Genomic DNA, 13,707 nt, shown 5'->3' with positions numbered 1-13,707 from the left:
GACTGCGTCATGGCCGTTTCTATAGCCCCCGCGCGCGGCAGGGTCCAGTGTCGCATTGCCCTTGCGCCCGATCCGGGTATCACTACGCGCATGAGTTTGAAGATTGGGATCGCGGGCGCCGGGATTGGCGGGCTGTCGGCCGGCGCGCTTTTGGCGCAGGCGGGGCATGCCGTGACCGTCTATGATCAGTTCGCGGCGCCAAAACCGGTAGGATCCGGGCTGGTGATCCAGCCGGTGGGGCTTGCGGTGCTTGACGTGATTGGCGCAGGCGCGGACGCGCGGGCCAAAGGCAACAAGATCACCCGGATGCTCGGCCATGAGGCCGAAAGCGGCAAACCCGTCCTGGATGTCTGGTATGACCGCGCAGGCGACGGGGCTACTTTCGGGCTGGCCATTCACCGCGCCAGCCTGTTTCAAGCGATTTTGGACGCCGCGTTGCGCGCCGGGGTCACGCTGGTGCAAAACCATACGGTTACTGGGGCTAGGGCCGGGGTTTTTCACTTTCGCGACCAGGATACCTCACCGCAGTTTGACCTCGCAATCGACGCCTCGGGCGCAGGTAGCGTGCTGTCGCCCCTGGTTGCAAAACCTCTGCCCTACGGAGCCATCTGGGGTACCGTGCCCTGGCCGGAAGGGACCAACCTGCCGCCGCATCAACTCAGCCAAAGCTACCGCCGCGCCGATCGGATGATGGGCGTCCTGCCCTGCGGCACCCTGCCGGGGTCCGATGTGGCGCAAGCGGCGGTGTTCTGGTCCTTGCCGCGCGACGGCTATGCGGCGTGGCGCGCCGCCCCGCTGAGCGACTGGAAGGCTGAGGCCTGCGCGCTCTGGCCTGATTTTGCGCCCTTCATTGACCAGATCACCGCACATGAGCACATGACCATGGCCCGCTATAGCCACGGCACATTGCGCACGCCTTTCGGCGACCGGCTGGCGATTATCGGCGACAGCGCTCACAAAGCCAGCCCGCAGCTGGGCCAAGGGGCAAATATGGCGCTGCTCGACGCGCATGCGCTTGCTTTGGCGCTCGAAAATGAACGCAGCATTCAGGTGGCTTTGCTTAATTATGCGCGCGCACGGCGGGCGCATGTCTGGCTCTACCAAGCAATGAGCTGGGCCTTCACGCCGCAATATCAGTCTGACTCCAGATTTCTGCCAATGCTGCGCGACCGGGTGCTGTTCCCGCTCAGCCAGACCGCGCCAGTTCCACGCATCCTCACCCGCTTGGTCTGCGGCAGTTTGATCCCGCCCACAGGGTCACTGGGCACAGGCTAGCCCCTTCATTGTTTCAAAAATATTACGGAGTGCGGGGCAGAGCCCCGCGTTGCGACACGGCAACGCCGTGGCGCAATCAAGACTTACCTTGGCTTCACTCTTTTGCTCCGCCAAAGAGCCCGGTGAGCGCACGTTTCACCATATTGGTCACGGAAGGCCGGTCCGCCGCCACAAAGGGCAATGGCCTACATACCTCAATAGCGGCGACGCCCACGCGTGCGGTCAGGGCGCCGTTCACAACGCCCTCCCCGAACCGGCGGGAAATACGGCCCAATACACTACCCCCGGCGACCGAGCCGATCAGATCATCGCCCACCGCGACAGCACCAGTTGCCACCAAATGGGTCATCACCGCGCGGGTCAGCCGCCAATTGCCAAGCGTGCCTGCCCGCCCGCCATAGATCTCCGCGACGCGGCGGATCATGCGCAGATTGGCGGTCAGGGCCGTGATCAGATCCGCAAGCGCCAGCGGCACGATCGCGGTGACCGTGGCGACTTGGCGGGCGGCGGCTTCCACCTCGCGTTTGGCGGCCTCATCCAGCGGGGCCATAAGATGCTGTTCGGCCACGCCAAACACGGCAGACACATCGAACAGATCGCCGTCACTGCGCGCGATTTCGCCGCGGGCTGCGTCCAATTCGGGCCGTGCGCGGTAGAGCGACACAATTTGATCGCGCACGCGGCGCGCGGCTTTCAGGTCTGACGTCGCAAATGCGCGATCGGCGCTTTGGCGCAACCCGTCAACACGTTTGAGCCGCACCAGCGCCACCCATTCGCGGCCAGCCACCATAAGGGCTGCCAGACAAAACAACGCCGTCAACGAAAGCGCCACATAACCCAGCACCGGGCTGCTTTCGATCAAACCCGCAACGAAATTCCACGCAGCGACGGAGACGGAAAACCCAAGTAATGCCAACAGCGCGCTCCAGAAAAACCGCGTCAGGCGTGACGGTTTGCGCGCGGCCAGATGCGCCAGATTCTGCATCGCGCGCCCGGTTGGCTGCGGATCTGCAAGGTCCGGGACCACCGGGGCACTTGCTGGTGTCAGTTCTTTTACTTTGGTCTTGGATTTGCGCGGAGCGGTTTCGTCCAAGTCGATCAACACAGGCCCTTGGGAAACCGGCCCTTTAGACACTGGCCCTTTGGAATTTTTGTTCATACCAACCTGTCTCCAATCAAAAATTCCGCCGCGCGGTCGAGGCGGATATGGGGCGGGCCGTCCCCCGGGCTCAGCTCAATTTCGGCAGGCGCGAAGGCCATGACCGCATAATCGCCATCGAGCCATTTGGTTTGCCCATCGCGCGCGGGTCCAATCAGCTTGGACGGGTCATTGGGCAAGTCGCCGGGGAAGAAAGCCGCCCGTTTGCCGCTGTCCAACAGGGTGCCGCGCACTACGTCGAGCGTCTCGCCTTGGTGGTCCATCTGATCCTCTACCGTGGCACGCAACGCGGCGATTGCCATGGCGGACGTCGTAGCGCCCGAGAAATCCGCCCGGTCGCGGGCGTCGCGCAGCAGCGCTTCCATAATCGCGGTCAATTGCGGGTGTTGGCTGTGGTGCAGATGATCGGCCTTGGTGGCTGCAAAAAGGATTTTCTCAACCCGCTTGCCAAACAGCACCGACCCCAGCCAGGAGTTCTTCCCCGGGCGAAACGCCTGCAAAATGTCACTCATTGACTGGCGGAGCGCATCCAGTGCCTGCGGGCCTGCATGGATCGCGCTGAGCGCGTCGACCAGCACAACCTGCCGGTCGATGCGGCTGAAATGGTCTCGGAAGAACGGTTTCACAACTTTGGATTTATAGGCCTCAAACCGGCGTTCAAATTCCCGGTAGAGCGAACCGCGCTTGTTGGCGCCAGGCGGCAGCGGCGCAAAGGTCAGCACGGGGGAGCCTTCCAGATCGCCGGGCAACAGGAACCGTCCCGGGGTGGCATCCGAAAAACCAGCCTCGCGGATTGCATGCAGATAGTTGGTGTAATTTCCGGCAAGCGCTGCAGCCTCTGGCTCATCAAGCTTGGCCTGTGTATCGGTCACATCAACCAGTGTCAGGAAGGCGGCGGCAGCATCGCGCGTCTTGGCGCGTTCAAGGCTTTCAGTCGACCAATCGGCGTAGCTTTTGTCCAGCAGCGCCAGATCAAGCAGCCATTCGCCCGGATAATCCACGATATCCAGATGCACCGTGCGGATGCCAGAGACAGCGCCAATCAGCCCGCCGGGCTGTACGCGCAGTGACAAGCGCAGCTCCGATATGGTGCGGGTCGAATTGGGCCATGCGGGGTTTGGGCCAGTCACCTGCGCCAGATGGTTTTCAAAGTCGAACCGCGCGATTGTGTCATCGGGTTGCGGGTTGAGATAGGCGGATTTGATGCGCCCCTTGGCAGCGCCTTGCAGCTGCACCATGCGGCCCCGGTCCATAAGATTGGCGATCAGCGAGGTGATGAACACCGTCTTGCCCGCCCGCGACAGCCCCGTCACACCAAGCCGAATAGAAGGGTCAAACACCCCTGTGGCCTGCCGCGCGACGTCCTCGATGCTGCGGGTGACCCCGTCGACAATGTCGTTGATAATCAATGCGTCACCTTTCCTGAACTCTCCCTACATAGGCGTGGTCGTCGGCGCTGTGTAGGGGCTTGGTTTGGCGCCGCGTTCGCGATATGGGGGGAAAATGCCCAGATATTCCCTCAAAATCGAATATAACGGCGCGCCGTTCAAAGGCTGGCAGCGCCAGAAAGACCTGCCATCCGTTCAGGGCGCCGTCGAGGACGCGCTGCGCAAACTGCAACCCGGGTTTGACACGATTGCCGCCGCCGGGCGTACCGATACGGGCGTGCATGCCACGGGTCAGGTCGCGCATGCCGATTTGGAGCGGGATTGGGACCCATTTCGGCTGTCGGAGGCGCTGAATTTCCATCTAAAGCCCCTGCCCGTCTGCATTTTGGAGGCCGCACAGGTCGTAGATGATTGGCACGCGCGATTTTCAGCGACGGAACGGCAGTACCTGTTTCGCATCATCGCGCGCCGCGCGCCACTGACCCATCAGGCGGGTCTGGTCTGGCAAGTGAAGCACCCGCTGGATGCAGGCGCGATGCAAAGCGCTGCTGATGCGTTGATCGGAAAGCATGATTTTACCACCTTCCGGTCGACCATGTGTCAGGCCTTGTCGCCGGTCAAAACGCTGGATGAAGCGCGGGTAGAGCAGCTGGACATGCCTTACGGACAAGAATACCGCTTCCATTTCCACGCGCGGTCCTTCCTGCACAACCAAATCCGCAGCTTCGTGGGCTCGCTGGCGCAGGTGGGGTCGGGCGCATGGGAGATCGGGCGGATGGCGGAGGCTTTGGAGGCGCGTGACCGCGCCGCCTGCGGACCGGTTTGCCCGCCAGAGGGATTGTACTTAACGCATGTCAGCTATGACGACATGCCCTTCAAAGGCGCGTTCGATGCCGGGCGCTGAGCTGGACGGGTTCGACCCGAAATGGCGCGACGTGGCGCATTACATCAACGGCATTACCCATGAAATCTGGGAAGAGCGCCGGATCGGAACGTTGAAGCAATATTACGGCGTGGATTTGATCGTGCGCTCGCCTGCCTCCATCGTGCAAGGAAATGACGGCATCATCGCGGCGACAATGGCGACCTTGGCCGAATTCCCGGACCGCCGCTTGCTGGGGGAGGATGTTATCTGGTGCCGAGCGGATACGGGGTTCTTGTCATCGCATCGGCTGATCTGTAGCGCCACGCATAGCGCGCCCGGCGCCTACGGCGCGCCGACGGGACGCAAGCTGGACTACCGCATATTGGCGGATTGTTATTGCCGGGATAACGCGGTGTTGGACGAATGGCTGGTGCGCGACCAATCGGCGATCGTGGCGCAAATGGGGTTTGATCTGGTGGACTGGACCCGCGACCAGATCATGCGCGAAGGCGGACCAGAAGCCTGCGTCGCGCCGTTCACCCCGGCGCGTGACATTGCGGGGCCTTATGCGGAACGTGGCAATGAAAACGAATGGGGCGCGACCCTCTCGGAGATTGTGACGAACGCAATGCGTGCCGATTTTTCTGTGTTCCCCGAGCGCTACGACCGTGCGGCGATGCTGCACTACCCTGCACATGAAACGGCGTTTGGACCGGGCGGCGCGGATCGGTTTTGGCTGCCTTTGCGGTCATCTTTCCCGTCAGCGCAATTCACGGTGCATCATGCGATGGGCCGCGAAGACGCGGGCCTTGCGCCGCGCGCCGCGATCCGCTGGTCGCTGGACGGTCGCCATGATGGATGGGGCCGGTTCGGGGCGCCAACGGGCGCTCATGTTCATGTGATGGGTATCACCCAAGCCGAATTTGGCTCCTACGGGCTACGGCGCGAATGCACTTTGATTGATGAGACCGCGATCTGGAAACAGATCCTACTGGCGACCGGCGGTTAAAACTGGGCCGCTGCGCCTAGTGGCCGATTTGTGACCTGTAGGGCGCGCGCACCCCATTGGCGGCCGCCGCCTGATCATCGCTGCGGCACCCAGCAATGTAGCGTTTCAACAGCCCGGTGTAGAAATTAATCTCATTCTGCCTGAGCCCCATGCGTTTGAGCTGGCGGTCGATGGCGACCGCGTTGTTCTCCAACACATCGGCAGGCGCGTCGCGCGCAATCGACAGGATGTCCAGAAGCGGATTCACAATGTCGCGTAGCACCTCGACGGCGATACGTTCGCGCATGGAGGCCGACGTTACCGGCATTGCAGCGTCAAAGGTGAAGGCCGATTTGATCGCGCCAACATATTCGCGCAACCGCATCATGATCACCTCGGCCCCGTCCTCAGCGCGAGTATAAAGAACGCGCAAGCCACCTATAACCAGCCCGGGCAGGGTCAGCTCAAAATCCGGCAAAGACACGATGCGCCTGTCGGGCCCAAGCATAATCAGGGCCTGTTCCAGCGCATCTGCCAAAGGCTCAACGAATACTTCACGCAGCGATCTATGCTGACGAAACGTATATCTGTTGCGGATTTCGACATGCAGCAGCTCGATCGCTGAGACCCCTGCGACTTGTCCTTTTGATCGCGTCAAATGAACGACGAAGCGATCATTCTCCGACGAGTCGAACTTCTCAATCGCTGTTGACATAGCAACCTTTCGCAATTTGCACGATCCGCCGACCGAGACACCCCTAAGCAGGTAACGATTAGGCAATGAAGGTTAACAAAACGTTTACAAATTTGCGCGAATTCGACCGATACGCTTTTCCCTACTAGTCCCACACCCATTTTTGACTATTGTCACGCCGACGTTAGGTACCTGTTTGAATTGATTTCGTAAAAATTTTATTTCCGGTGCGTGGGGCGCCGTATTGGGGGCGGTTTTGACAAAAGCCAAAAAGAAGAAGACAGATCTTCCCGTTGTTGTCGGGATTGGATCATCCGCAGGCGGGCTGGAAGCAATCCGCGAACTAGCCGCAAGCCTACCACTCGACAACGGCTGCGCCTACGTGATCGTCCAGCACATGTCACCCCAGCACAAAAGCCTGATGACCAGCCTGATCGCGACTGAAACCGGGCTGGAAGTCATGGATATCGTTGACGATACCGTACCCGAGCCAGACGTGATCTACGTCACCCCGCCCCGCGCCGACGTGATCATGGCGGAGGGCAAGTTGCGCTTGGTTCCGCCGAGCGAGGATCTGGGAAAACCAAAACCCTCAGTGGATCGATTCTTGATGACCCTGTCGCGCGATCGGGGCGAGAAATCGATGGGCATTATCCTGTCTGGCACCGGGTCGGACGGCGCTTACGGCATCCAGGCCGTGCGTGAAGCCGGCGGCATCACCATCGCCCAGGACGACGCGTCGGCCAAATATGACGGCATGCCCAATGCAGCGATTGAAACCGGCTGCGTCGACCTGATCCTGCGTCCCAGTGACATCGCTACACATTTGCACAAAATCCTTTCCTCGCCCAGCAACCTTGACCAATTCCGCAGCGATCAGAGCGAGGTTTCCCCCGTTTCGGGCATCTTGCAAATCGTGCTGGCGCGCACCCGCGTGGATTTTCGCGAATACAAGCAATCTACCGTACTGCGCCGCATTGACCGGCGGATGACGGCATTGGGCATTGCGTCCGTAGAGGAATACGTTTCGCACTGCCGCAACGAGCCGCGTGAAGTTGACGCCTTGTTCAAGGACTTGCTGATTTCGGTCACACGGTTCTTTCGCGACCATGAGGAATTCGATGTGCTGCGCGAGCATGTGCAAGACATCGTCGACAAGCGAAATGACCGTCCCCTCAGGATTTGGGTGGCGGGTTGCGCCACCGGCGAAGAGGTATATTCCATTGCCATGATGCTGTCCGAGGCGATGGGCGGCCCGGCCGAACTGGTCAAATCCAAGACCCAAATTTTTGCCACCGACATTGACCGCGCCGCCCTGGAATACGCCCGGCGCGGCCAGTATTCGCAAGGAGCGCTGATGGATGTGCCCAAGGACCTTGCGGACAAGTATTTTGTGCAGCAATCCGAAGGCATTCGGGTGATTGAAGCGCTGCGGTCTGTGATCCTGTTCTCCGATCACAACCTGTGTCAGGACCCGCCCTTCCTGAAGATGGATTTGATCTGTTGCCGCAACCTGATGATCTATTTGTCGTCCAAGCTGCAGACCCGCGTCTTTGGGCGGCTGCACTATGCGTTGCGCCAGGAGGGGTTCCTATTTCTGGGCACCGCAGAGACCGTCACCGGCGCGGAGGATTTGTTCCGGCAAGTCCCTGGCAACCGGCATATTTTCACCAAACGCACTGTGCGCAAGAAGTCTGTGGTTCAAACCAACACATTTGACGACAATTGGGGGGGCACCAAGGCAAAGCTGCGCAAAACCCAAGACGACCAACGCGCGGTTGAGACGGCATCGACAGAGCGGCAGATGTTTGACGCTTTGGCGCGCTCGCTGGGCAAGGATCTCGATCTTGGTCGGCGCAGATCACACGTTTTTGCGAGTCTATGGCAACGTGACCCCTTACGTGAATGTCTCTGAAGACAGCGCGATGAACTTGCAGCTCAATTTGCTGAAGTCACCCTTCCGCGAAGAGGCACGCAGCCTTGTGACGCTGGCGCTCAAGCATGACCAACGGCGCATCGGGACCAAACATACCATCGATGAGATGGGCGAAAATATCATCCGCCTTGAAGCAATTCCGCTCAAGATCCCGTCCATTGAAGAAAAACCGGCTCTGCTGATCATCAATTCCTGGCCGAAAGAAGAGTTCGACAAGATCCACCGGGTGCCTGACAAAAGCGAAACCTTGTCGGAAGACCATTTCCGCGAGCTCGACCAAGAGCTGGCTTCGACCCGCGAGGCGCTTCAACAGACCATCGAAGAGCTGGAAACCTCGAATGAGGAATTGCAGTCGCTCAACGAGGAATTGCAGTCGACCAATGAGGAATTGCAGGCCACCAATGAAGAGATGGAGACTTCCAACGAGGAACTGCAATCGACCAACGAAGAGCTGATCACCGTCAACGAAGAGCTTCAGGTCAACGCCTCCGAGCTGCGCGGCCTAAATGCGGAGCTGGGTTCGCTTTTGGGAACTGTTCCTGTGCCATTGCTGGTGCTCGACAATGCGCTGCAAGTCGCGCGTGCGTCGCAAGAAGCAATGCGGCTGTTCAACATCTCAGGCCCCCAACGCAACCCTCACCTGAGCCAAATTCACCTGCCCGACGGCTTCCCGCGACTGGTCGAGATTTGCAATGAGGCTCTGCAACTGGGCAACAATATCACATTCGATTTCGAAACCGATGGCGGGCCCTACACCGTGCAATGTGCACCGTTCAGCGGCGATGCTGGCCAGATTATCGGCACCACCTTGCTGTTCCTGCGTTCCCCGGCGACGCAATCTCTTGCCACCGAGCTTAACCAGTTCCTGTCCAACGCGCCGGTCTACGTGCTGCAGCATGACGATCAGGGCAAAGTAACACGGATCAGCGAACGCATGGCCCAGGCTCTGGACGTAAGACGCGACAAGGTCCTTGGGATGACGGTAGATGACCTGCTGAGCAACGCCAAATTTGGCCCTGATCATCACATGCGCGCCCTGTTAGAAGGTAAACCCCATACCAGCGCCATCAAATTGCAGCCCCGCGGCAAACAACCGATTTGGCTGGCCTGCAACCGGCAGGCCTATACAGATCCGGGCACCGGGCGTGTGAATATCGTGGTCTTTGCCAGTGACGTCACAGCAGATATTCTTGAATCGATCATCGCCGCAGACATTTCAAAGACCTGGATGCAGTTGGTCGAGGACTTGTCGGAAACCGGCTATTGGCGGCTCGATTTCGAGGATGACAAGCTTTACTGGTCAGACCGGGTCTATGAGATCCACGGGTACGATCCAAAAAAAGGCGTCCCCCTGCTTGATGCAGCGATCGAGGCCTACCATCCTGACGACCAAGAACTGGTCGCGCAAAGTGTTGGGCGCGCCATCAAAGACCATTCCGGTTTCGATTTCCGCGCCCGTCTGATGCATTCCGACGGACAGGCAGTTTGGGTGCATTCATTGGGCCAGACGATCAAGGACGCGTCCGGTGCCCCAACCGCCTTAATCGGCTCTTTCCGCGACATCAGCGGCGAAAAACTAACAGAAACAAGGTTCAATGAGCTGCAGGTCCAATTGGATGCCAACAGCATTGGCTTTGTGTCTTACGACGTTTTGATCGACCGCGCCTATTGGAGCCCCAGCGTCTACAACTTGTTGCAAATTGACACGGACACAGAAGCTGATTTTAAAAGCATCCTTGAGATGACCGCCAAGGCCGATCAGCCCAAGCTTATCGCTGCACGCCAAAAGATGATCGACGACGGCACCCCGATCAAGGACACGTTCAAGGTTAAAACTGGGGAGGGCAAGACGGTTGATATGAGCCTGATGATGGATGTGACCCGCAACAATGCCGGGGCCGTGACCAATTATTTTGGCACAATGCGGGTCCAAGACCTCAAAAACTGACGCGCTTGTGACGCCACAATCGGGCACATCGCGTCTACAGTCGGGTATCTTTCTGAAAGGCTCCGGCTGATGACACGTATTGCCCTTTTCGTCCTCTTCGCATTGCTCGGACATATTTTGCCCGACAGCGCCCGGGCCTGCACTGACCAGACCCCCTGTCAGTTAGGCGATCGATCTTACCACGTAAAAGTCCCCGACGATTGGGACGGGGTCACACCGATGCCCGTTATGCTGCATTTCCACGGCTGGGCGCGGCAGGGCACGCTGATCGTCAAACATGGCCGTATCTCCGGCGCGACGCGCAAACGCGGGGTGCTTTTGCTGGCGCCAAACGGGCTGAACAAAAGCTGGGATTTTTGGCAGCCCGGCAGCCGTGACACAGATTTTGCCGCCGCCGTATTGGAAGACGCGGCCAAAACTTATCCAATCGACCGATCGCAAATCTTTGTTTCGGGCTATTCTTGGGGGTCAAACATGGCCTGGCGATACGCGTGTGAAAACGGCACCGACGTGCGCGCTCTGCTGGCCGTCTCAGGCACGCTCGATCAGAATGAGCCTTGCGAGACGCACCCGCAAGAGGTCCGCCACGTCCACGGGCTCACAGACAATGTACTGGATTTTCCCTTCGGGCCGGGCGGCGATACTGGCTACGCTGCGAAACTGTGGCGCGACATGCTGGACTGCGGGCCAATGTTCGAAACCGAAAGCTACGCCACCACGGATCGCGACCAGTTCAGCCGCACGATCTGGGCGGATTGCGCGCAGGGCGAAGTCATCCTCGACACCCACCCGCGTGGGCATTTTATTCCCCGCGGCTGGTTCGCCTATCAGCTTGATCAGCTTCTAGGGCTTAACTCTTGATCCGGTAGCCGGTTTTGAACATCCAGCCAATGATCGCCAGGCATGCCCCGGTAAACAGCGTGATCGCCAGCAGGCTGACCCCGACAGGCACATCCGCCACCCCGAAAAATGCCCAGCGAAAGCCTGAGATCAGGTACAGCACCGGGTTGAACATGGTAATTGCCTGCCAAACGGGCGGCAGCATCGAGACCGAATAAAACGACCCACCCAGGAACACCAAAGGCGTGATGACCAAAAGCGGCACCAGTTGCAGCTGCTCAAAGCTCTTTGCCCAGATCCCGATGATGAACCCCAGAAGCGAGAAGCTCACGCAGGTCATCACCAAAAACGCGATCATCGCCAGCGGGTGAGCCACCTGCAGATCCACAAAGAAAAATGAGGTGCACAAAATCACCACCCCGATAAACAGCGCCTTGGTCGCGGCAGCCCCGACATAGCCCAATACGATCTCGAAAAAGGAGATCGGGGCAGAGAGCAGCTCATAGATCGTGCCCAGAAATTTGGGGAAATAGATGCCGAAGCTGCCATTGGCCGTCGCCTGCGTCATCACCGACAGCATGATCAGCCCGGGCACGATGAAGGCACCGTAGCTGACCCCCTCAACCGTGTTGATACGCGACCCGATGGCCGTGCCAAACACCACAAAGTAAAGCGACGTCGACAGCACCGGCGATACAAAGCTCTGCGTCAGCGTGCGGAAAAACCGTGACATCTCGAAGATATAGATGGCCTTGATAGCTTGAATATTCATGCTTGCTCCTCCACCAGACCGACAAAGATATCTTCAAGCGTGGATTGCCTTGTCGCGACGTCTTTCAAGACCAGACCCTGTGCCGACAGATCGGTCAGCAATGTCGTGATGCCGGTGCGTTCTGCCCGCGTGTCATACTGGTAGGTGAGTTTTCTTCCGTCGCTCTCCAGGATCAACCCGTAGCTGGTCAGCGCTTTCGGTATGCTCTCTAGCGGCTCCTGCAGCTCGATCTGCAGCTCTTTCTGACCCATGCGGGCCATCAAAGCGTCCTTCTTCTCAACCAGCAATATCTCACCCTTGGAGATCACACCAACCCGGTCGGCAATCGCCTCTGCTTCCTCAATGTAGTGAGTGGTCAGAATGATGGTCACCCCGTCGGCCTGCAGACCGCGCACCACGTCCCACATGTCGCGGCGCAGCTCGACATCGACACCCGCCGTGGGCTCATCCAGAAACAACACCCGTGGCTCATGGCTGAGCGCCTTGGCGATCAAAACGCGGCGTTTCATGCCGCCCGAAAGCTCCTTGATCCGCGCGTCTTTCTTGTCCCAAAGCGACAGCGCGCGCAGGATCTGCTCCAGCTTTGCATCGTCGCGTTTCTTCCCAAACAACCCGCGCGTGAAGCGTACGGAATTGATGACCTTCTCAAACGGCTCAAGGCTGATCTCTTGCGGCACAAGCCCGATCAATTCCCGCGCCGCGCGGAAATCTGTGACAATGTCATGCCCGCCGACGCTGACCTGCCCGCCCGTCGGCGTCACCATCCCGCAAATCGTTGATATAAGGGTTGTTTTTCCGGCGCCATTGGGTCCAAGCAAGGCCAGGATTTCTCCCTCCTCTATGTCCAAAGAGACCGATTTAAGCGCTTCAAACCCGCCCTCATAGGTCTTCTGCAGGTTTTGCACTTTGACAATCTCTGACATCGTCTCGCTTTCCAATTTTTCCGCACTCTAAATCCGCCACCGACCGCATGAAAGCCGCATCAGCGCACATTGACCCTGCTTCGTTTTGTCAGAAATACTCTGATGGGCTGCCCTTGCGGCGGGAAGCGAAGCTTCCCAAGAGCAAAAGTATCGCGCGCAGCGCAGCCGCTCCATAGGATCAAGCGCAGGCGGTTCGAATGGCGCGGATGTTGTCGCCATAAGGTGCAGGGTCAGCGACCGAGCCGCCTTTGAACACGGCGGAGCCCGCAACCAACACATCAGCCCCCGCCTCAAACACTAGTGGCGCGGTCTCAGGCGTTACACCGCCATCGATCTCAATATGAATGGGCCTATCGCCAATCATTGCGCGCAGCTTGCGCACTTTTTCGACCTGACTGTGAATAAATTTCTGACCACCAAAGCCGGGGTTCACCGTCATCACGCAGACCAAATCAACCATGTCCAGAAGGTAGTCGACGCTTTCCACCGGCGTGCCCGGATTCAGCGCCACGCCCGCCTTGGCCCCGGTCCCGCGGATGGCTTGCAACGTGCGGTGAATATGGGGGCCAGCCTCAACATGGGCGGTGATCACATCCGCACCAGCTTGCGCAAAAGCCTCGATATAGGGATCCACCGGCGCGATCATCAGATGCACGTCCATCACCGTCTTGATATGCGGCCGGATCGCCGCGCAGGTCGCGGGCCCAAAGGTAATGTTGGGCACAAAATGCCCGTCCATCACATCAACATGCACCCAATCCGCGCCCTCAGCCTCAATCGCCTCGCATTCCAGACCGAAATTGGCAAAATCGGCAGATAAGATAGACGGCGCGATTTTAAGAGACCGATCAAAACCCATGGGATACTCCTGTTGACTGCACACCTTCCCTAACGTGCATCTGGGCGTTTGAAAACCACC

12 protein-coding genes and 1 pseudogene are annotated in these 13,707 nt (G+C 59.0%); 7 read left to right on the top strand and 6 right to left on the bottom strand.

Translation table 11 applies throughout. From position 1 onward, the window contains the following. Positions 1 to 90: 90 nt before the first annotated feature. Positions 91 to 1,275 (top strand): FAD-dependent oxidoreductase, encoded by a 1,185-nt coding sequence (locus ACZ1G7_RS17015; RefSeq protein ID WP_472660567.1) that lies wholly within the window; start codon positions 91 to 93, stop codon positions 1,273 to 1,275. A gap of 94 nt (positions 1,276 to 1,369) precedes the next feature. Here ACZ1G7_RS17015 and ACZ1G7_RS17010 read toward each other — a convergent pair whose 3' ends face one another. Then, the gene (locus tag ACZ1G7_RS17010; RefSeq protein WP_472660566.1) at positions 1,370 to 2,434 is read right to left on the bottom strand and encodes a YcjF family protein; all 1,065 of its coding nucleotides are present in this window, start codon (positions 2,432 to 2,434) and stop codon (positions 1,370 to 1,372) included. Next, a complete protein-coding gene (locus ACZ1G7_RS17005; protein WP_472660565.1) occupies positions 2,431 to 3,843 on the bottom strand; it encodes a YcjX family GTP-binding protein in 1,413 nt (470 codons plus the stop codon). The genes ACZ1G7_RS17010 and ACZ1G7_RS17005 overlap by 4 nt, the downstream gene beginning before the upstream one ends. Before the next feature lie 94 nt (positions 3,844 to 3,937). Here ACZ1G7_RS17005 and truA point away from each other — a divergent pair, with 94 nt between their 5' ends. After that, the gene (truA, locus tag ACZ1G7_RS17000; protein WP_472660564.1) at positions 3,938 to 4,726 is read left to right on the top strand and encodes a tRNA pseudouridine(38-40) synthase TruA; all 789 of its coding nucleotides are present in this window, start codon (positions 3,938 to 3,940) and stop codon (positions 4,724 to 4,726) included. Between the two features lies 1 nt (position 4,727). After that, positions 4,728 to 5,696 (top strand): nuclear transport factor 2 family protein, encoded by a 969-nt coding sequence (locus tag ACZ1G7_RS16995; RefSeq protein ID WP_472663755.1) that lies wholly within the window; start codon positions 4,728 to 4,730, stop codon positions 5,694 to 5,696. Between the two features lie 16 nt (positions 5,697 to 5,712). Here the strand turns inward: ACZ1G7_RS16995 and ACZ1G7_RS16990 are convergent, their stop codons facing one another. Next, positions 5,713 to 6,390: a hypothetical protein gene (locus ACZ1G7_RS16990; protein WP_472660563.1), complete on the bottom strand. Its 678-nt coding sequence runs from the start codon at positions 6,388 to 6,390 to the stop codon at positions 5,713 to 5,715. 235 nt (positions 6,391 to 6,625) lie between these two features. On the opposite strand from ACZ1G7_RS16990, the gene ACZ1G7_RS16985 reads away from it, so the two are divergent. From ACZ1G7_RS16985 to ACZ1G7_RS16970, 4 genes and pseudogenes are all read left to right on the top strand, one after another. After that, positions 6,626 to 8,284, top strand: coding sequence for a CheR family methyltransferase (locus tag ACZ1G7_RS16985; RefSeq protein WP_472660562.1), 1,659 nt, complete (start codon positions 6,626 to 6,628; stop codon positions 8,282 to 8,284). 280 nt (positions 8,285 to 8,564) lie between these two features. Then, a pseudogene (locus tag ACZ1G7_RS16980) lies at positions 8,565 to 9,077 on the top strand (chemotaxis protein CheB); the annotation flags it as partial. Next, entirely contained in the window at positions 9,063 to 10,253 is a 1,191-nt protein-coding gene (locus ACZ1G7_RS16975) for a PAS domain-containing protein (protein ID WP_472663754.1), read from the top strand. The pseudogene ACZ1G7_RS16980 and the gene ACZ1G7_RS16975, both read left to right, overlap by 15 nt. Before the next feature lie 69 nt (positions 10,254 to 10,322). After that, positions 10,323 to 11,114, top strand: a complete 792-nt coding sequence (locus ACZ1G7_RS16970) for a CE1 family esterase (RefSeq protein WP_472660561.1) — start codon at positions 10,323 to 10,325, stop codon at positions 11,112 to 11,114. Here ACZ1G7_RS16970 and ACZ1G7_RS16965 read toward each other — a convergent pair. The 3 genes from ACZ1G7_RS16965 to rpe all read right to left on the bottom strand — a co-directional run bounded on the left by ACZ1G7_RS16965 (position 11,104) and on the right by rpe (position 13,647). After that, positions 11,104 to 11,865: an ABC transporter permease gene (locus tag ACZ1G7_RS16965; protein ID WP_472660560.1), complete on the bottom strand. Its 762-nt coding sequence runs from the start codon at positions 11,863 to 11,865 to the stop codon at positions 11,104 to 11,106. The two genes, ACZ1G7_RS16970 and ACZ1G7_RS16965, sit on opposite strands and share 11 nt — an antisense overlap. After that, a complete protein-coding gene (locus ACZ1G7_RS16960; RefSeq protein ID WP_472660559.1) occupies positions 11,862 to 12,788 on the bottom strand; it encodes an ABC transporter ATP-binding protein in 927 nt (308 codons plus the stop codon). The genes ACZ1G7_RS16965 and ACZ1G7_RS16960 overlap by 4 nt, the downstream gene beginning before the upstream one ends. 178 nt (positions 12,789 to 12,966) lie before the next feature. Then, positions 12,967 to 13,647 (bottom strand): ribulose-phosphate 3-epimerase, encoded by a 681-nt coding sequence (rpe, locus tag ACZ1G7_RS16955; protein ID WP_472660558.1) that lies wholly within the window; start codon positions 13,645 to 13,647, stop codon positions 12,967 to 12,969. Between the last annotated feature and the right edge of the window lie 60 nt (positions 13,648 to 13,707).

The sequence above is a fragment of the Litoreibacter sp. JB4-2 genome (genome assembly GCF_055693445.1).
Note: the sequence above shows the minus strand (reverse complement) of the source record. Positions and strands in the feature narration are given on the sequence as shown.